General features: G+C 70.8%; 15 protein-coding genes. 7 read left to right on the top strand and 8 right to left on the bottom strand.

The features are described 5' to 3' along the window. Positions 1-9: 9 nt before the first annotated feature. Positions 10-2334, bottom strand: a complete 2325-nt coding sequence (locus ABD230_RS03100) for a transglycosylase domain-containing protein (protein ID WP_344369359.1) — start codon at positions 2332-2334, stop codon at positions 10-12. A gap of 444 nt (positions 2335-2778) precedes the next feature. Next, entirely contained in the window at positions 2779-3726 is a 948-nt protein-coding gene (locus ABD230_RS03105; protein ID WP_344369362.1) for a LysR family transcriptional regulator, read from the bottom strand. Between the two features lie 93 nt (positions 3727-3819). Here ABD230_RS03105 and ABD230_RS03110 point away from each other — a divergent pair, with 93 nt between their 5' ends. From ABD230_RS03110 to ABD230_RS03120, 3 genes are read left to right on the top strand one after another with little or no spacing between them, the layout of a single operon-like run. Then, positions 3820-5115 (top strand): MFS transporter, encoded by a 1296-nt coding sequence (locus ABD230_RS03110; protein WP_344369364.1) that lies wholly within the window; start codon positions 3820-3822, stop codon positions 5113-5115. Then, entirely contained in the window at positions 5112-6089 is a 978-nt protein-coding gene (locus ABD230_RS03115) for an amidohydrolase family protein (protein ID WP_344369366.1), read from the top strand. The genes ABD230_RS03110 and ABD230_RS03115 overlap by 4 nt, the downstream gene beginning before the upstream one ends. After that, positions 6086-7567 (top strand): aldehyde dehydrogenase family protein, encoded by a 1482-nt coding sequence (locus tag ABD230_RS03120; protein WP_344369367.1) that lies wholly within the window; start codon positions 6086-6088, stop codon positions 7565-7567. The genes ABD230_RS03115 and ABD230_RS03120 overlap by 4 nt, the downstream gene beginning before the upstream one ends. On the opposite strand, the gene ABD230_RS03125 is transcribed toward ABD230_RS03120, so the two are convergent. The 6 genes from ABD230_RS03125 to ABD230_RS03150 form a co-directional block, all read right to left on the bottom strand. Beyond that, a complete protein-coding gene (locus tag ABD230_RS03125) occupies positions 7555-8442 on the bottom strand; it encodes an NmrA family NAD(P)-binding protein (protein WP_344369370.1) in 888 nt (295 codons plus the stop codon). The two genes, ABD230_RS03120 and ABD230_RS03125, sit on opposite strands and share 13 nt — an antisense overlap. Next, positions 8439-9521 (bottom strand): amidohydrolase family protein, encoded by a 1083-nt coding sequence (locus tag ABD230_RS03130; RefSeq protein ID WP_344369372.1) that lies wholly within the window; start codon positions 9519-9521, stop codon positions 8439-8441. Before ABD230_RS03130 ends, ABD230_RS03125 begins: the two co-directional genes overlap by 4 nt. A gap of 1 nt (position 9522) precedes the next feature. After that, the gene (locus tag ABD230_RS03135) at positions 9523-10398 is read right to left on the bottom strand and encodes an alpha/beta hydrolase (protein WP_344369373.1); all 876 of its coding nucleotides are present in this window, start codon (positions 10396-10398) and stop codon (positions 9523-9525) included. Between the two features lie 34 nt (positions 10399-10432). After that, positions 10433-10870: a hypothetical protein gene (locus ABD230_RS03140; protein ID WP_344369374.1), complete on the bottom strand. Its 438-nt coding sequence runs from the start codon at positions 10868-10870 to the stop codon at positions 10433-10435. Next, the gene (locus tag ABD230_RS03145; RefSeq protein WP_344369375.1) at positions 10867-11742 is read right to left on the bottom strand and encodes an NmrA family NAD(P)-binding protein; all 876 of its coding nucleotides are present in this window, start codon (positions 11740-11742) and stop codon (positions 10867-10869) included. Before ABD230_RS03145 ends, ABD230_RS03140 begins: the two co-directional genes overlap by 4 nt. Before the next feature lie 71 nt (positions 11743-11813). Further along, complete coding sequence (locus tag ABD230_RS03150) at positions 11814-12500, bottom strand: GntR family transcriptional regulator (protein WP_344369376.1); 687 nt, start codon at positions 12498-12500, stop codon at positions 11814-11816. Between the two features lie 139 nt (positions 12501-12639). On the opposite strand from ABD230_RS03150, the gene ABD230_RS03155 reads away from it, so the two are divergent. The 4 genes from ABD230_RS03155 (at position 12640) to ABD230_RS03170 (ending at position 18690) form a co-directional block, all read left to right on the top strand. Then, positions 12640-14970, top strand: a complete 2331-nt coding sequence (locus ABD230_RS03155; RefSeq protein WP_344369378.1) for a transketolase-like TK C-terminal-containing protein — start codon at positions 12640-12642, stop codon at positions 14968-14970. Positions 14971-14987: 17 nt separating this feature from the next. Next, positions 14988-16310, top strand: a complete 1323-nt coding sequence (locus ABD230_RS03160) for a PucR family transcriptional regulator (protein ID WP_344369379.1) — start codon at positions 14988-14990, stop codon at positions 16308-16310. Positions 16311-16489: 179 nt separating this feature from the next. Beyond that, on the top strand, positions 16490-17101 hold the full coding sequence (locus tag ABD230_RS03165; protein WP_344369381.1) for a VOC family protein: 612 nt from the start codon (positions 16490-16492) through the stop codon (positions 17099-17101). After that, positions 17098-18690 (top strand): FAD-dependent monooxygenase, encoded by a 1593-nt coding sequence (locus ABD230_RS03170; protein ID WP_344369383.1) that lies wholly within the window; start codon positions 17098-17100, stop codon positions 18688-18690. Before ABD230_RS03165 ends, ABD230_RS03170 begins: the two co-directional genes overlap by 4 nt. Positions 18691-18698 lie beyond the last annotated feature (8 nt).

Genomic DNA, 18698 nt, shown 5'->3' on the forward strand with positions numbered 1-18698 from the left:
CCGCACGGGTCAGCCGCCCGGCTGACCGCCGTTGCCGTTGCCGTTCCCATTCCCGTTGTTGCCGCCGCCGGTCGTGCCGCCGTCGCCGCCGTTTCCGCCGCCGTTGCCCTGCGGTTCGGCGGGCGTACCCGGCTCGGGGGACGGCGTCGGGTCGGGCTCCGGCTCGGGCCGCACGAGGCGGCCGTCGGGGAACGATCCGGGTCCGGCGACCGGGCCGAGACCGGCGGTCGTGAACGCCTTGCCGCCGTACTTCGCCGACGCGACCGACATCACCTCGGGCCACATCCGGTGCCGGGCCTCCGCGGCGCGGCCGGTGTCGAAGTAGATCCCGCGCTGGTTGGCGTCGCCGTTCACGCTGACCACGGCGACCGCGGTCGCGACCTCGGTGCTGGCGCCCACCATCCAGGTGTCCTTGGCGCCGTCGGTGGTACCGGTCTTGCCGATGAGCGGCACGCTGGGCACCGTGCCGGCGTTCGATGCGACGCCGGTGCCCTGGGCCATCACCTGACCCATCGCGGTGTGCATCGCGGCCGCGACGGGCTCGGGGACGGACTGGCTGCACGTCGACTTCGGCGGCGGGATCTCGTTGCCCTCGCGGTCGAGGATGCGGTCGATCGCAATCGGGGTGCAGGTCTTGCCGTTGTTCGCGATGCCCGCGAACGCGACGGCCATCGAGATCGGCGCGACCTCGTTGGTGCCGATGACCGACGACGGACCCTGGACGAGCGGATCGCCGTCGGCGCGGTGCACGTCGAACGCCTCGGCGGTCTTGCGGATGCCGCAGAGGTCGAGCTCCTTGGCCATGCCGATGAAGCCCGTGTTGATCGACCCGATGGTGGACTCGAGCGCGCTGTAGTTCGAGCCGGACTCGTTCGCGTCGTTGCGCGGATTCCAGTCGCCGGCGAAGTGCGGCCCGAGGCAGCTGTCGTTGAACACGCCCCAGTTGCTCTTCGGCCGCGAGTCCACGCGCTCGGCGAGGCCGTGGCCCTCCTTCAGCCACTCGGCGAGCGTGAAGACCTTGTACGACGAACCGGGCTGGAACCCGCGCGAGCCGCCGTAGTCGAAGTCGGTGTTGTAGTTGATGCTCGTGTACTGCGGCCCGCGCTTCAAGACCTCGGGATCCTGGCTGTAGGCGCGGTTCTGCACCATCGCGAGCACGCGGCCCGTGCCGACCTCGACCGACGTGATCACGCCGCCGACGTCCCACCCCGGATACGTCGCGGGCACGTGCGTGGTGACCGCCTTGTAGGCCGCCGACTGCAGGTCCGGATCGAGGGTCGTGTACACCTCGTAGCCGCCTCGGCGGAAGTTGAGCAGCCGGGACGCCTCGTCCTCGCCGAAGACCGGGTCGTTCTGGAGGATGTGCTTGACGTAGTCGCAGAACCAGGCGCTGCCGCCGGCCGTCTGGCATCCGGTGCTCGGTTCGGTGATCGTCGGCTCGACCGGGGTCGCGATGGCCTCGTCGAACTCGGCCTGCGTGACCTTGTGCTCGCTGAGCATGCTGCGCAGGATGTAGTCGCGCCTCGCCTTGTTGGTGGCGTACCCGTTCTCGGCGCCGTTGTCCTCGCTCTCCGGCCGGTCGAGCCGGAACTTCGCGGGGTTGTTCACGATCGCGACGAGCGAGGCGGCCTGCGCCAGCGTCACGTCCTTCGCCGACGTGTCGTAGTAGTAGTTGGCCGCCGCCTCGATGCCGTAGACGGTCCCGCCGAAGCCCGCGATGTTCAGGTACCCGAGCAGGATCTGGCTCTTCGAGTACCGCTTCTCGACGCCGATCGCGAGCCGCATCTCCTTGAGCTTGCGGTCGATCGTGGTCTCGGTGACCGCGTCGTAGCACCCGTCGCGCTCGGTCTCGTCGACGGCGAGGCGCTCGCATTCCTGCACGCGCACGTTCTTCACGTACTGCTGCGCGATCGACGACCCGCCCTGGGTCTCACGACCGGTCGCCGTGGTGATCGCCGCGCGGATGGTGCCCTGCAGGTCGACGCCGTTGTGGTCGTAGAACCGCGGGTCCTCGCCCGCGATCGCCGCGTCCTTGACGTACTGGCTGACCTCGTCCCACGCCACCTCCACGCGGTTCTGGTCGTAGAAGGACGCCATGAGCCGGGGCTTGCCGTCCGGGCTCATGTAGTAGATGTTGCTCTTCAGCGACAGTTCGCCGATCTTGAGGTAGCTCGGCAGGTTCTCGAACAGCGAGATGGTGCCGGACGCCGCGACCCCGGCCGTGGCCAGCGCGGGCGTGACGGCGGCCGCGACGAGCACGGCTGCCGCGGCGCTCACGGCGACGAGACCGAGGAGTCCTCCGAGGACTCCGCCGAACGAGCGCGGCCGGGTCACCGCGCGATCGTGCGTGTCGCCGTACTCCATCGAACACCGGACCTTCCTGCGCCGCCCCCACGCGGGACCGGAGGCAGGGTGCCGGTCCGCGACGGCATCGCATTCCATCGAACCTCAGCGATGGCCCGATGTAAAGCGACCCTCCGGTTCGTTGCGCGACCGGTACGTCGCATGGCAGCGGACCGCGATCGCCCGCGGGTCCGAGCCGCCCGGGCCCACGCCGCGTCCCGCGTCGCGCCGTCGTTCACGCGAGTCCGGCAGGCAGCGGCTGCACGGTGCGGCTCCACTGCTTGGCGAGGCTCCGAAGGTGCGCTTGAACTCCCTGCTGAACTGCGACGGGCTCGCGGACCCGTGGTCGCCACACCGCTCCCCTCGCGGGAGTTCGTGCGACTCGCGAGGGTCGGCATGCGCGGGCGAGTCCTCGCCGTGTCGCACCATCGCGCTTCAGTGAATGCCTCGGCCGGCGAGCGGCGCAACGCCGTCACGATGATGCCGCGCGGTCGCCACGCCCGCCACCTCCACGACCAACTGTCGCAGCCACCGCTGGGCCGGGTCCGCATCGAGCCGGGGATGCCAGTACATCCCGTACGACAGGCCGGTGATCTCCGGGGGCGCCTCGGCGATCCGGATGGATGCGTCGGCGTGCCGCTCGGCGAGGCGGCGGGGCAGGACGGCGATGAGCTCGGTGCGACGTACGGCGGCGATCGCGGCCGTGAAGTACGGCACCCGCACCTCGGTCGTCGCGTGGACGCCGAGCCGCTCGAGCTGACCGACCACGATCGTCTGCTGCGGGAACATGCCCGCAACGGTCGCGTGCGGATGCTCGCCCAACTGGGCGAGCGTCAGGCGATCGGCCGTCACCGGATGGGACGCCGAGAGGACGCAGACGAAGTCCTCCGTGAAGAGCATCCGGCGGCGAAGGCTGCCGGGCGCGACGAGCGGCGTGAGCACGAGGTCGAGGCGCCCCTGGTCGAGATCATCGAACGTCGACGGCGCCATGGATGCGATGGAGAGCGACATGCTCGGGGCCGCTCGAGTGAACCGCGGAAAGAACTCGTCGCCGAGGATCGTGACCGCGAAGTCCGACCCGGCGATGCGAACGGTGTCCGCAGCGGTCGCGGGATCGAACGCACCGCCCTCGAAGAGCGCACGGAGTGTCGGCATCACGGTGGCGAGCTCGTCCTGGATCACCCGTGCGCGGGGGGTGAGCTGGTAGCCCGTCGGCGTGCGAACGAGGAGTTCGTCGTCGCACGCGACCCTGAGCCGTGCGAGCGCGCGACTCATCGCGGACTGGGTGAGGTTGGCTCGTGCCGCCGCACGCGACACGTGACGTTCGCGGAGGAGCAACTGCAGCGGCCGCAGCAGGTTCAGGTCGACCGCATCGATATGCATGCGCATCATAATAGTCGTGCACTGATATGCATTGGACACCTGTTTACCGCCATGCGAGCCTGATGCCACCCGAAAGAACGGAGCAGGTCGATGGTGACCGAGTCCCCCGTGATCGCACGCACGATCTCCGAGCGCACCCTCCTGGCACTGGCGTTCGCCCTCCTGATCCTCGAGGGATACGATCTCGCCGCGCTCGGCGTCACGCTGCCGTCGATGCTCGCAGACCCCGGTCTCGGGCTGTCGACGACTTCCGGCGGCATCGCCGGTGCGGTGACGGCGCTCGGCATGCTCGTCGGTGCGGCACTCAGCGGCATCCTGTCGCATCGCGCCGGCCCGCGACGGCTCCTCGTGGTCGCGATCGTGCTCCTTCCACTCGGCATGCTGACCTGTGCGGTCGCGCCGTCCGCCGGGATGTTCATCGCCGGGCGCGCCGTCGTCGGAATCGGGATGGGCATCGTGCCCCCGACCCTTCTCGCGCTCGTCACGGACCTGTCCGTGGTCGGGCGCCGGTCGCGCAACGTCGGGATCGCGATGGCGGGGATCGCGCTGGGCGGACTCTCGGCTCCCCTGATCGCCGCGGCCCTGCTGCCCGCCGCGAGCTTCCGCTGGATCTACGTCGTCGGCGCCATCCCCGCGCTGCTGGTGATCCCGTTCGTGATCAGGCTCCTCCCCGAGAGCCCCGTGCACCTGATCCGGGTGGGCCGGATCGACGAGGCGCACGACCTGACCTCGGCGATGGCCCTCCCCCTGCCGATCCTCGACGACGACGGTCCGCGCGGGTTCGGACTCCGCGCCCTGTTCCGCCCCGGGCTGCGCGCGGTCACCGTCCTGTTCTGGCTGATGGCGGCCTGCGCGCTGCTGCTCGTGTTCGGGGTCACGGCCTGGCTGCCGACGATCATGCAGACGGCCGGCTTCGAGCTCGACTCGGCGCTCCTCCTGACCGCCGTGGTCGCGGTCGGAGCCGGGGTCGGGATGGCGGTGGGAGGCAAGGTCGCCGATGCCGTCGGTCCGAAGCTCGTGACCGTCATCGCGTTCGGCGCAGGAGCTGCGAGCCTGGTCCTCATCGCCCAGGGGCCGCCGCTGTGGGCGCTGTTGCCCCTGATGCTCGTGTGCGGGTTCGGATTGAACGGGACGCAGGCACTGATCAACGCGTTCGTGCTGGCGAGGTACCCGGCAGCCCTCCGGGGAACCGGCTTGAGTTGGACGCTCGCGGTCGGGCGCACCGGCGCGATGCTGGGACCGATCATGGGCGCCGCCGTGCTGTCGTCCGGCATCGCGGTGCAGTGGAACTTCTACGCCTTCGCGATCGTCGGCGTCATCGGGGCGGGCCTCGCGCTGGCGATCCCCGCCACTGCTCGGGCCGACGCATCGGATCGGCCGTCCGCATGAGGGTCATCGCGCTCGAGGAGCACATGTTCCCGCGCGACGTCATCGAGTCCGCCGGCCTCGACTTCGGCCGCCGCGCGAGCGCGCGCATTCCACAGCTCGACGACCTCGACGAAGGTCGGCTGCAGGCGATGGACGATGCGGGGGTCGACGTCCAGGTGCTGTCCGCACTCGCCTGGACGGTGCAGGATCTCGCCCCAGCGGAGTCGGCCGACGTCAGCCGCACGCTGAACGAGCGTCTCGCCACCGCGGTCGCGAGGCATCCGGATCGGTTCCGCGCGTTCGCCACGCTGCCGATGTCCGACCCTCTCGCCGCGCGCGACGAGCTCGTGCGGTGCGTCGAGGAGCTCGGCTTCCTCGGCGCGATGATCCACGGCCAGACCCACGGCGTCTTCCTCGACGACCCGTCCGTGCGCCCCATCCTCGCCACCGCCGAGCATCTCGGCGTGCCGATCTACCTCCACCCGGCACCACCGCCGCCGGCCGTGCGGGCGACCTACTACTCCGGCCTCGACGCCGACGTGGCCGAGTGCCTGTCGACCTCGGGCTGGGGTTGGCACTCGGAATGCGCCATGCACGTGCTGCGCATGGTCGTCGCCGGCGTCTTCGAGGAGCTGCCGGGGCTCGAGCTGATCGTCGGGCACATGGGCGAGGGCCTTCCCTTCCACCTCGAGCGCATCGAGGACATGCTCACGCCAGTCGTGAAGCGTCATTCGCTGACCGTCGCCGAGACCCTGCGCCGCAACCTCTGGCTCACGACGAGCGGATACGACCACGACGCGCCGCTCCAGTGCGCGCTGTCGGCGTTCGGCGTCGAGCGCATCCTGTTCTCGGTGGACCATCCGTTCGCGAGCAGCAGCCGTGCGACCGCCCGCCTGCGTTCAGCGCCCCTGACGGAGCACGACCGCGCGCTCATCGCCCACGGCAATGCCGAGGCGCTCCTCGGAATACGATCCCCGCAGAGAAGGACAGCATGACCATCACCGACGCGGCGCACGCCCCGATCGCGACCTCCCACTTCATCGACGGACGCTGGTCGGATGCCTCGGGCGCGACCTTCCCGGTCCGCAATCCGCTCGATGACGCGCTCGTGGCCGACGCCGCCGCCGGCGGACGCGCCGAGGCCGAGGCGGCCGTGGCGGCGGCCTCGGCGGCGTTCCCCGCGTGGGCCGCACTGCCGCCGGCGCGGCGACAGCAGTTGTTCCTGACCGCCGCGGACATCGTCGATCGCCGCCAGGAGGAGATCATCCGGCTGATGGCCGTCGAAGGCGGCTCGAGCCGTGCGTTCGCCGCGTTCCAGATCCGCCTGTCCGCGGCGATGCTCCGGCAGGCCGCCGGTTGGGGCTACCTGCCGTACGGGGACGTCCTGCGCAGCGACGTACCGGGCCGCACCGCGACCGTCACCCGCGCGCCCCTCGGCGTGGTCGCCGGATTCACGCCGTGGAACGGCGCCTTCTACCTCGCCTGGCGCACCTTCCTCCTGCCGATGGCGTTCGGCAACACGACCGTCGTGAAGCCGTCGGAGGAGGCGCCCCTGACCGCCGGGCTCCTCCACGCCGAGATCCTCGCCGAGGCGGGCTTCCCACCGGGCACGTTCAACGTGGTGACCCACGCCCCCGGCGAGGCATCCGCCGTCGCCGATGTCTTCTTCGAGAGCCCGGCCGTGCGCTGCATCAACTTCACCGGTTCCGACCGCACGGCGCGCATACTCGGAGAACGCGCGGGCCGAGCGCTGAAGCGCATGGTCCTCGAGCTCGGCGGATTCAACCCGGTGCTCGTCCTCGACGACGCCGATGTCGAGGAGGCGATCGAGGCGGTCACGTTCGGCGCGTTCCTGCACCAGGGACAGGTGTGCATGAACACGCGCAAGGTGTACGTCGCGCGAGCACTCCACGACGAGTTCGTCGCCGGCCTGGCGTCACGCGTCGACGCGTTGAAGGTCGGAGATCCCACGGATCCCGAGGTCGTCATCGGGCCGCTCATCAACGACCGCGCTGTGGCCCAGGTCGAGGGGCGCGTGCGCGACGCCCTCGACCGCGGGGCGACGCTCGTCACGGGCGGAGAGCGCGACGGACGGCTGTACCGGCCGACCATCCTCACCGACGTCCCGAGCGACGCGGTGTGCACCACCGGCTGCGACGAGACCTTCGGCCCGCTCCTGGTGATCGAGGCGTTCGACGACCCCGAGCGGGCGCTCGCCGACGCGCAGGACACGCCGTATGGGCTCAGCGCGGCGATCATGACCCGGGATCGCGCGCGCGGCCTCGACCTCGCCGAGCGACTCCATGCCGGCATCGTCCACGTGAACGCGCCCACCATGGCCAGCGAAGCCGCGCTCCCCGTCGGCGGCGTGAAGGACAGCGGCTGGGGCCGGTCCGGGTACTACTCCGTGGAGGACTTCACCGAACTGCGGTTGCGGACGGTCAGCAGTCAGCCGGGTCGCTACCCGTTCTGACCCGCTGCGGCGCGGAAGGCGCCCCACTCCCGCCGGACGAACGCGGCGAACGAGGTCGGCTCGCGTCCCAGGAGCCAGGTCAGCACGTTGGCATTGCCGACGAAGTCGCTCGCGCTGTAGCGGGTGCTGATCGAGCGCAGCACGCGGAGTTCGTGCGTCGCGGTCGTCGGGTCGCGATCCCCGAGCCATGCCTCGGCGTAGGTGTCCGCACCGATCCGGCGCACGTCGATCGGCCGGCCCATCACGTCGCCGATCGTCCCGGCGAGTTCCACGGCCGTCCACCGGCCGGGTGCGACCAGCTCGTACGTGGCCGCGGCGTGGCGGGCGGAGTCGGTGAGCGCGGCGACGGCGACATCGGTGACGTCGTCGAGGTCGACGAGGCTCTGCCGCCGCTCGAGCGACCACGACAGCTCGAACACCCCGCGCGTGAAGGCCGGGCGGAGCTTCAGGGGCAGCATGTAGTTCGACGGCTGCAGGATCGTGAACTCGAGCCCCGAACCGAGCAGGTGCTCCTCGACGTCGCGCTTGATCTCGTGCTGCACGAGGTCGGTGATGATGGAATGCAGCACCGAGCTGAACACGAAGTGCTCCACGCCCTCGGCGCGCGAAGCGTCGACGAGGCCGATCCCCATCTCGCGCTCGCCCGGGCTGAGCGTCGCGCCGACGTGGTAGACGCGGTCGACGTCGCGGACGGCGCGACGCTGCACCGCCGGGTCGGCGAGGTCGCCGACCACGACCTCGTCGATGCCGAGTGCGCGCAGGCCTGCCGCGGAGGACTCGGACCGCACGACGGCGCGGACCGGCAGGCCGGCGCGCAGCAGCTTCGGGATGAGGAGCCTGCCCTGGTTGCCCGCCGCGGCGGTGACCAGGATCACGCGACGCCCACCACGAGCTTCCCTGCGATCCAGACGCCTCGGATGCCGCGCGTCGCGGCGATGTCGATCGTGGGGTCGGCGTCGAGCAGCACGAGGTCGGCGCGGAGGCCGGGCGCGATGCGGCCGCGATCGTCGAGCCCGAAGTGGTCGGCGGCCGTCGAGGTGGTGGCGCGGAGGGCCTCGACGGGGCTGAGGCCTGCCTCCACGAGCAGCGCGAGTTCCTCGTGGAGGCTCGTGCCGTGCGTCGGCGAGGCCGGAGCCGCCGGCGTCTCATTGGCGTCGGTTCCGGCGACGATCGGGACCCCGGCCGCGTGCAGCGCACGTACCGACTCGCGAGCCGGCTCGTAGGACGGACCCGGCGCGCCCGACGCCGCGAGCCGATCGACGATCCCCCGCATCATCGTGAGTGTCGGCACCACGACGCGGCCGTCGGAAGCCAGGCGCGCCGCCTGCTCCGCCCCGATCGGCCGGTCGAGGGGAACGTGCGTCAGTACGTCGACTCCGGCGCGTTCGGCCATGTCGACCGCATCCGATCGCGACGCGTGCGCCACCGTTCGCAGCCCGTGGTCGTGCGCGACCGCGACGAGGGCGTCGACGGTCTCCTGGTCGAATCCGGGGAGGTCGACGACGATCTTCAGGTAGTCGGCTCCCTGCGCGAGCCGACGCGCGACGGCGTCGGTCGCCTCGGCGGCGCCGGGTACATGGGTCTCCGCGGCACCGGGCACCGCCGACATCCGCTGCGCATGCGCGCTCGTCGGCGAGGTGAGTGCGAGCATGCCGCTGCGGATGTCGGTCACCCCGGTGCGTCCGCGCATCGCGGCGACGAGCGGCGGCGGCGAGCTCATGTCGAGCGCCGTCGTCACGCCCGAGGCGGCGAGCAGCTCCTGCGTCTGCGGACCGGCGAGGTGGATGTGCGCGTCGATGAGGCCCGGGATGAGGAAGCCGCCCTCGGCGGCGACCTCGGCACCGACGCCGGCCTGCGCGGCATCCGCGATCCTGCCGCCGATGATCACGAGGTCGGTCGGCTCGCCGAACCCGTCGCCGTCGAACACACGGACGCCGCGCAGCACGGTGGCCATGTCAGGCGACCGCGGCCTTCGCGACCTCGCGGGCGAAGTCGAGCTGGCCCTGCTGGAATTCGGCGCTCGGCGAGTGGAAGTCGATGCAGTGCCCCGAGCCGAGCTGCAGCTCGATGTCGACGGTCGGTGCAGCCGTGAATCCTGCGCGATACTGCTCGACCTCCCCCTGGTCGGTCACCCAGAGCGCATCGAACTCGCCCTGCCGGTGGTACACGGGAACGTCGACCTGCGCGCACATCTCGGCACGGCGCCCGATCCACCCGCCCGTGATGTCGAGCAGCTCGACCTTCGGCACCAGCGTGTTGGAGGGGTGGCTGGCCGCCGGCATGTCGTCGGCGAACGTGCCGGCGGGCCCGAACATGACCTGGTCCTTCATGGGAACGGGCAGGTCGATCATCGGGATCGGCGGCAGCGACTCCCAGGCGCCGCGCGATTCCTGCGGGACGCGCACGAGGCAGCCCGAGGTCGCCAGGCCGAGGAGGGGCCACGACGGGGCCGATGCGGCGATCGCCGTCGCCACTGCGCCGCCGATCGAGTGGCCGAGCAGGACGATGCCCGGGGATGCCTCGCCGTACTGCTCCCAGATGGAGCCGATCGCGTCGCCGAGCACGGCGGCGTTCGCGAGGATGATCGAGTCCTCGCTCTCGAGCGGGCTGGAGTCGACGTAGTTCGGGCGGTCGAGCGCGATGACCGGGATGCCCCGCTCGGTCGCGCGATCGAGCAGCGAGTAGCCGGGGATGTCGAAGTACTCGGAGGTGTAGGTCCCGCCGTGGAGCGCGATGACGAGCGGCGCGCCGTCAGCGCGCTCGACGCGGTCGAGGTTCGAGCGGCCGCTGTAGCGGCGGTCGCCATGGGTGTGGGTGAACGGAATGGACATCGTCGTCCTCTCGGGTTGTGGGTGGGTGGTCGATTCAGGCGGATGCCGTCGCCCGGTCGCGGGCGAGCGCCTCCCGCAGGTCCGCTGCGACGCCGCGAGCGAGTGCGGCGTCTCGGTGGTCGGACCGGAGCGTCAGGATGGACGCGCCCGCCAATGCCGGGTCGAGGTCGGCCGGGCGAGCGATGACGAGGAAGTGGAAGTGTCGGTGGTTCTCCCCGAAGCTGAGGAAGTAGACGCTCGGCGCGCCCGTCGCCGCCGTGAGCGCGGTCGCGAGCCGTTGCGACACCGGGCCGAACTCCGCGGCATCCTCGACGGTGAGGCCGTCCCAGCCTTCGGCGTGCCGTCGCAGTCGCAGGACGAACCATCCCGGAACGTCGTAGCCGGGGGCGACTTCGCACGCCCAGCGCTCGTCGCGGTAGGCGATCGCGGATGCCTCGGCGTGCTCGAGCTCGCAGGGCAGGCAGCCGCTCACGCGATCACCTCGGCGGGCTCCAGCACCTCGTCGAGGAACGATTCGATCGTTCGGGGCGGGCGTCCGAGTACCCGCTCGACCGTATCGGTCACGAACTCGGACTCCCCCGCCCGGAACAACTCGTACATCTCCGCGAAGTGGTCGGCCTCCCACTCCTCGGTGCCGCGCGCGATCAGCGACGCGCGCACCTGCCCCGGTGCGACGTCGACGACGTCGACCGGCATGCCGGTGCGCGCGGCGACGAGGTCCGCGATCTCGGCGTAGGTGACCGCACGGGGGCCGGTGAGCGACAGCGTCAGACCGTCCCATTCGTGGCTCGCGATGACCCGTGCCGCCACGGCGCCGACGTCCCGCGCGTCGATGAGGCTGATCCCGGCGTCGCCCAGCGGGTTCATGAGCGTGCCGCCGGCCTTCAAGCCGGGCAGCATCAGACGCTCGACGAGTACCTGGAGGAACGAGTTCGGCCGCAGGATGACGAACGGCTGGCCGCTCTCCTGCAGGACGCGCTCCACTTCCCAGTGCTGACGGCAGGCGTGGGGTCCGTCGGGGGTGATGGCAGAGCTCGTGCCCGACAGCTTGACGATGCGCGCCCCGCTGCGGCGCAGTTCGCGGATGACCCGCAGTTGCGCATCGGCCATCGCGAACGCGTGGGGCGAGAGCAGGAAGACCGTGTCGATCCCTTCCGCCGCGGCGTGGAGCGCCCCGGCGTCGCTCATGTCGCCGCCCACGATGTCGAGGTGTTCGCCCAGCTGATCGCGTGCGCGCTGCACGTCCCGGACCATCACGCGTGGAGCTTCGCCGGCGCCGACGAGCGCCGAGACGACATGCGGGCCGACGTTTCCGGTGGCGCCCAGGATGAGTGCAGACATCATTGTCCTTCGCTATTCGCTACGATATATCCTGCATGCTAGGCATCCGACCGTCTCGGACACAACCCCTGGGTTCAGAGTCGCTCGAGCGCCGCGATGTGCGTGCGGATCTTGGCCTCGTTCGCGGCGAGGTGGGCGCGGAGCAGTTCGACCATCGCATCCGGGTCGTCCGCCAGCGCCGCGTCGAGCAGCACGCGATGGGTCTCGTACCGCCTCGCCCGTTCCTCCTCGGTGATCTGCGTCGGGTCGAACACGAGGTGGGTGTAGCGCTCCGCAGCCATCCAGACGGTGTGCAGGATCCGCTCGTCCCACTCGTTGGCGGCGGGGTGGACCAGTGCCTCGTGGAAGTCGTAGTGGGCCTGCCAGGCCACCTCGGGGTCGTGGTCGCGGCTTCCCTCGAGCAGCGCTTCGAGCCGTGCGACCTCGGTCGGGGTCCGCTTGCCGGCCGACTCCCCCGCGAGTGGGAGCTCGATCACGTAGCGCAGTCGATAGATCGCCGCGAGGTCCGCACTGCTCAATGGGGCGACGCTCGCGCTGCGCGCCTGTCGGAGGATGATCAGCCCCTGCGATTCCAGACGACGCAGTGCTTCGCGGATCGGGATGTGACTGACACCCAGCTGGTCCGCGAGGTCGCGGATCGAGAAGTTCGCCCCGGGCGCGAGCGCGCCGGTGAGCACCGCGCGACGCACCTCCGAGGTCACGAGGTCCACCGCCGAGGCGTTGGCGCCCGCCACCGAGCGGACCTGGCGTTCCATCGTCATCGCACCCTCCACGGCGTCTCGACGTCCGCCCGGATCACATCGTGCCACGCGCGGCACCCGTCGCTTGCGATTCGAACGAACCCGTCGCTAGTGTATAAGATATATTCTAGTCGGAACAAGGAGGTCGCCGAAGTCGATGATGACGCGAGAGCCCGGGGTTCGTCGGCTCGAGACACTGCAGGCGATCGAGCGCAAGGTGTTGTGGCTCTCGACGGCGATCATCGACGCCGCGAACGCGGCGGGTCGCAAGGACCCCGACGGCCTGAAGGTCGGCGGTCACCAGGCCTCCAGCGCATCGCTGGCCACGATCATGACCGCCCTGTGGTTCACGACCCTCACCTCGGAGGACCGCGTCTCGGTGAAGCCGCACGCCTCTCCGGTGCTTCACGCGATCAACTACCTCCTGGGCGAACTCGACGCCGACCAGCTCGGCACGCTGCGCGCGTTCAAGGGGTTGCAGAGCTACCCCAGCCGGTCGAAGGACCCGGACACCGTCGACTACTCCACCGGTTCGGTCGGCATCGGCGCGACCGCGCCGGTCTGGGGCGCGATCGCGCGACGCTATGCGGCCGACATCGCCGGGAACCCGCGCAGCATCGGACGGCAGTACAGCCTGGTCGGCGACGCGGAACTCGATGAGGGGGCGGTCTGGGAGGCCGTGCTCGACCAGACCGTGTCGGAGCTCGGCGAGATCGTCTGGATCGTCGACTTCAACCGGCAGTCCCTCGACCGCGTGGTGCCCAACATCTCGGCGACCCGGCTCCAAGCCATGTTCCAGGCCGCCGGGTGGCAGGTGCTCACGCTGAAGTACGGGAGCTTCCTCAGTGCGCTGTTCGATTCCCCCGGCGGCGGCGCGCTCGAGCAGCGCATCGATGAGATGTCGAACCCCGAGTACCAGAGACTGCTCCGCTGCTCCGCGACCCAGCTCCGCGACCGGCTCCCCGGGGATGGCCCGAACGCCGATGACATCCGCGCCCTGCTCGCTCGCCTCGATGACGCGGAGGTCATGCGCGTGATCCGCGGCCTCGCCGGGCACGACATCCCGAGCCTCGTGACCGCGTTCGAGGAGATCGACGACACACGCCCGACCGTCATCTTCGCGTACACGATCAAGGGGCACGGCCTGCCGACCGCCGGGCATCCGCAGAACCACTCAGCGCTCCTCAAGCCGGAGCAGTTCGCACAGGTCGCTGCCGAGCTCGGCGAGAGCGTGGACGACCGGTGGCGACGGTTCGACGAGGGATCGGATGCCGCGGCGCTCTGTTCGCTCGTCGCCGAGCGCCTGCAGCGGCCGATCACGGCGCCTCCTGCGCGGGTCGACGTGCCCCGCGACTTCGGGCGCGGCATCGGCGGTCACGCGTCGACGCAGCAAGCGCTCGGACGGCTGCTGCTCGATCTCACGCGACGCGCGCCCGAAGCGGCGCGACGGGTCGTGACCGTCGCCCCCGACGTCGCCTCGAGCACGAACCTGGGCGGCTGGGTCAACAAGGCGGGTGTCTGGTCGCCGAGCGAGAAGCGCGACTGGTTCGCCGACGACGCCGAGACGATCCTGCACTGGGACGAGCGTCCGACCGGCCAGCACATCGAGCTCGGCATCGCGGAGGTCAACCTGGTCTCGCTGCTGGGCGAACTCGGAACCACCTGGAGCCGTTGGGGTGAACCCGTGCTCCCGATCGGCACGTTGTACGACCCGTTCGTCACGCGCGCCCTCGAGCCCTGGTCGTTCGGCGTCTACGGCGGAGGGCAGTCGATCCTCGTGGGCACGCCGTCCGGGGTGACGCTCGCCGCGGAGGGCGGCGCGCACCAGTCGATCATCACGCCGTCGATCGGCATCGAGCAGCCGGGCGTGGTCTCGTTCGAACCCGCCTTCGTCCAGGACTTCGAGTGGTGCATGCTCGATGCCCTCTCGCGCCTGGGTCGGCCCGACGGGTCGTCGAGCTACTTCCGGCTCACGTCGCGCGTGCTCGATCAATCGCTCGCCGCCGTACCGGTGGACCCTGCGGCACGCGAACGTCGGCGGCGTCAGGCGGTCGCCGGCGCCTACGCGCTGCGCCGCGTGGAACGGCCGGCCGTCACCCTCGTGGGCATGGGAGCGCTCGTGCCCGAGGTGCTCACCGCGGCGGACCGCCTGCACGAAATGGGCGTCGCAGCCGATGTCGTCTGCGTCACGAGTGCCGATCGCCTCTACCGGGCGGTGCGCGCCAGGAGCGGTCATGGCGACGGCGACGCGTCGATCATCGAGCAGGTGTTCCCCGCCGATCGAGCCACTCCCGTCGTCACCGTCCTGGATGGCCATCCCCACACGCTCGCCTTCATCGCCGGCATCCGGGGTGTCCGCAGCGTGAACCTCGGGGTGACCGAGTTCGGCCAGACCGGCACGCTGCAGGAGCTCTACCGGCTCCACGGCATCGGCCCGGACGCACAGGTCGCCGCGGCCCTCGATCTGGTCGACCCGTCGCCGGTAGGGTGACACGCGGAGGCTCCGCGATGAGGAATTCGCGTCTGGCGACGTCGCCGACGGTCCCGGCCGCGCCTGCCGTGCCGTGGCTGCGATTGCTCACGCCGAGCGCCGCCCAGCACTCGCTGGTCCCGGCCAGCAGCGGTGCGCAGTACGCCCGTGTCGTCGGTGAAGTCGGGACCGATGCCGCCCAATGGGCGGTGGAGGTCGGCCTCGAGGTCGCGGAGCGCGTGGCGGCCGAGATCCCGGGGCACATCGCCGAGGGCGGTCTCGATGTGCTGCGCATGGGCACCGAGTCCACGACGATCCAGCTGCTGCTGCTCCTGTCCGGCGCGGAGGTCGAGGGACCGGCGACGTCGGAAGCGCTCGGCGGCATCCCGGACTTCGTGCGGCGTCGGGTGAGCCTGGACGAGCTGCTCCGCGGCATCCAGCTGGGTCATTCGGTCATCGCCGGCGCCTTCCTCGCCGAGTGCGCGCGTCTCGGCGATCCCGAGCAGCGTCACGAGCAGATGCGCACCCTGTCGCAGCGCATGTTCGCGTTCTTCGACGCCTTCTCCACCCAGATGGCGTCGTCGTATCGCGAGGAAGAGGCCCGCTGGGTGAAGAGCGATGCGGCCTCCCGCCTCGCCGTGGTCGAGGACCTCCTGCGCGGCCATGACCAGCCCCTCGCGGTCGTCTCGCGGCGACTGCGCTACGACCTCGCCCGGAGCCACGTCGCCCTGGTGGTGTGGAGCTCCGCCCGGACGCTCGACGCCGATCAGACGGCCCTCTACGAGGCCGCCCGCGACCTGGTGCGCCACAGCGGCGCCGAGCAATCCCTCGTGCTCGCCGTCAACCTCGGAATGGTCTGGGCGTGGGCGACGCCGCGCAGCACTCCGGAGGAATTCGTGGACCGCCTCGCATCGATGACGCTGCCCGCCGACACGCACGCGGTCATCGGCGGCACCGGACGAGGACTGGCGGGATTCCGCGCCTCGCACGACGATGCACTGGCGGCATTCGGGCTGCGATCGTCGTCGACGTCGACGGCATCCGTCACGCCCTACCGTGATCTCGACCTCATCTCCCTGCTCCTCGCCGACCGCGACCGCGCGATCCGGTTCGCGCGTGCGGAGCTCGGCCCGCTCGCGGCGACCGATCCGGCCGCCGCCGACCTCCGCCGCACGGTGGCCGCGTACCTCGACCTCGGCGGAAGCCCGCAGGCCGCCGCGCAGCGACTGAGCGTCTCGCGCAACACGGTCACGTACCGCGTGCGCCGCGCCGAGGAGCTGCTCGGCCGGCCCCTGAGCGAGCGCAGGCAGCACCTGCAGGCCGCACTCGCGATCGTCGCCGAGACCGAATCGTTGGGCTGAACGCTCGTCGTGCGAAGTACATTGCGCACGCCGCACGGTTCACCCTCCCGATTTGTGCTGCCCGCACTATGCACCTGGTCTCGGGTCACGTTGAATCGTGATGGCTCGGAACGCCGCAGGCATCACGGCCCGCGGCATCCGCTCACACCCGAACGCCCGATCTCAAAGGAGAGACCCACATGCCCGAGAACCAGGCCACCCACTGGCCGGCGAACCCGCCGAAGCTGCACCACACCACATTCACCACATTGCGGATGAAGGAGATGGTGGAGTGGTACGGCCTGGTCTGCGGGCTTCGTCCGGTGTTCCAGAGCGACGAGGCGTCCTGGCTCACCAATGACGAGGCGAACCACCGCATCGCCCTGCTCTCCCCGCCCGGCCTCAAGCACCCGACCGACAAGGGCCACGAGACCGGCATCCACCACACCGCGTTCGAGTTCTCGACGTTCGACATGTGGCTGAACAACTACGTCCGGCTGCGCGACCACGACATCCTCCCGTTCCTGACCCTCGACCACGGCATCACCATGTCGGTGTACTACCAGGACCCGGACGGCAACGGCGTCGAGATCCAGGTCGACGGCTTCGGCGACTGGGCCGACTCCAGCGAGTGGATCGCCAACGCGAAGGAGTTCGCGGAGAACCCCATCGGCACCTACTTCGACCCCGAGAAGCTCGTCCGGGCTCGCGACGCGGGCCTGTCGTTCAAGGACATCCACGATCGCACCCGCGCCGGCGAGTACCTGCCAGCGGTCATCCCCGAGGACATCTTCCTCCCCGAGGTCTGGTGAGCACTCCGGCGCCCCGACCCGACCGGCCCGTCGCCGTCATCGGCGGCGGCCCGGTCGGGCTCACCCTCGCCCTGGAACTGGCCCACTACGGCGTGGCCTCGACGATCATCGAGCCGCGGGTGAAGGTCGAGCACTCCCGACCACGCGCGAAGACCACGTCCGCCAGGTCGATGGAGCTCTTCCGGCGCATCGGCGCGGCCCGGGAGATCCGCACGCGCGCGTCGATCCCCGTGTCCTGGTCGAAGGAGGTGCGCTTCTGCACGTCCGTCGCCGGACGGGACATCACCTGGATCTCCGACGTGCTCGGGCTCGAGCTCGAAGGATCGGCGCTGACCTCGGAGGCCGGCCAGCAGGTGACCCAGCCGGTCGTCGAGGAAGCGCTGCGCGCGCTGCTCGCGACCTCGCCCCTCGTCGAGACGCGGTACGGCAGCCGCGGGCTCGACGTCGACCTGACCGGCGACCGACCGAAGGTCACCGTCGAGGACGAAGCGGGCGAGGTCTCCACGCTCTCCGCCGAGTACGTCGTCGGCGCCGACGGGTCGCGCAGCATCGTGCGCGCCGCACTCGGCGCGCACTACGAGGGCGCTCCGGGCGGAAGACCGAACGTCAACATCACCTTCCGCTCGAGGACACTGGGCGCGATGGTTCCCGCCCGGAATGCGGTCCATCACTGGGTGCTCGACCCCGGCGCGCCCGGAATGGTCGGCCCGATGGGACGCGACGACCAGTGGTTCGCCATCTCGACGGGTACCGAGTCCGTCGCCGATGACGACGAAGCCGCGTCGATCGTGCGCGCGCTCGTCGGGGCCGACATCGACGTGGAGGTGCTCGCCACCGATCCGTGGCAGGCGCGGCTCCTGCTCGCCGACTCCTACGGCGCCGATCGCGCCTTCCTCGTCGGCGACGCGGCCCACCAGAATCCGCCGTGGGGCGGCCACGGCTTCAACACCGGGGTCGGAGACGCCGTCAACCTGGGCTGGAAGCTCGCCGCGGTCCTCAACGGATGGGCGCCCGACTCGCTCCTCGACAGCTACGAGGCCGAGCGCCGGCCGATCGCCCGGCAGACGATCGAGCTCGCGGCGAACAACATGAAGCACCTGTCGATCGAGCTCGCCTCCCCCGACCTCGTCGCCGAGGGCGCCCACGGCGATGAAGCCCGTGCGGCCGCCGCCGAGCGCATCCAGGCCACCAAGCGCGACGAGTTCCACGCTCTCGGGCTCGTCCTCGGCTACGGGTACGGACCGAGTGCGGCGGCGCAGGCGCCGACGACGCGGGAGTACATCCCGATCGCCGCACCCGGAAATCGACTCCCACACTCCCGGAACCCGGAGGGCGAGTCGCTCTTCGACCTCCTGGGCGCGGAAGTCACGCTCCTCGGCGCCGCTTCGTCGGCGTGGGCGGATGCCGCAGCCGCCCGCGGCATCCCCCTCGTCGTCGTCGACCCCGTCGCGCACGGCTTCCCCCCGGTCGCCGGCGACGACCTCGTCCTCGTGCGGCCCGATCAGCACATCGCGTGGCGAGGTCCGGTCTCGGCCGATCCGGGTGCCGCGCTCGACCTCGCCGTGCGCGGCTTCGCCGCGGCATCCTGAACCCTCGA

This window comes from Agromyces tropicus, from assembly GCF_039531345.1.
Classification (GTDB): Bacteria; Actinomycetota; Actinomycetes; order Actinomycetales; family Microbacteriaceae; genus Agromyces; species Agromyces tropicus.

Excerpts from the sequence above, each read along its gene's own strand:
- ABD230_RS03165 (WP_344369381.1), top strand. The coding sequence starts at position 16,490 with ATGCCCGAGAACCAGGCCACCCACTGGCCGGCGAACCCGCCGAAGCTG.
- ABD230_RS03150 (WP_344369376.1), bottom strand. The coding sequence starts at position 12,500 with ATGACGATGGAACGCCAGGTCCGCTCGGTGGCGGGCGCCAACGCCTCG.
- ABD230_RS03160 (WP_344369379.1), top strand. The coding sequence starts at position 14,988 with ATGAGGAATTCGCGTCTGGCGACGTCGCCGACGGTCCCGGCCGCGCCT.
- ABD230_RS03145 (WP_344369375.1), bottom strand. The coding sequence starts at position 11,742 with ATGATGTCTGCACTCATCCTGGGCGCCACCGGAAACGTCGGCCCGCAT.
- ABD230_RS03120 (WP_344369367.1), top strand. The coding sequence starts at position 6,086 with ATGACCATCACCGACGCGGCGCACGCCCCGATCGCGACCTCCCACTTC.
- ABD230_RS03115 (WP_344369366.1), top strand. The coding sequence starts at position 5,112 with ATGAGGGTCATCGCGCTCGAGGAGCACATGTTCCCGCGCGACGTCATC.
- ABD230_RS03130 (WP_344369372.1), bottom strand. The coding sequence starts at position 9,521 with ATGGCCACCGTGCTGCGCGGCGTCCGTGTGTTCGACGGCGACGGGTTC.
- ABD230_RS03155 (WP_344369378.1), top strand. The coding sequence starts at position 12,640 with ATGACGCGAGAGCCCGGGGTTCGTCGGCTCGAGACACTGCAGGCGATC.
- ABD230_RS03105 (WP_344369362.1), bottom strand. The coding sequence starts at position 3,726 with ATGCATATCGATGCGGTCGACCTGAACCTGCTGCGGCCGCTGCAGTTG.
- ABD230_RS03135 (WP_344369373.1), bottom strand. The coding sequence starts at position 10,398 with ATGTCCATTCCGTTCACCCACACCCATGGCGACCGCCGCTACAGCGGC.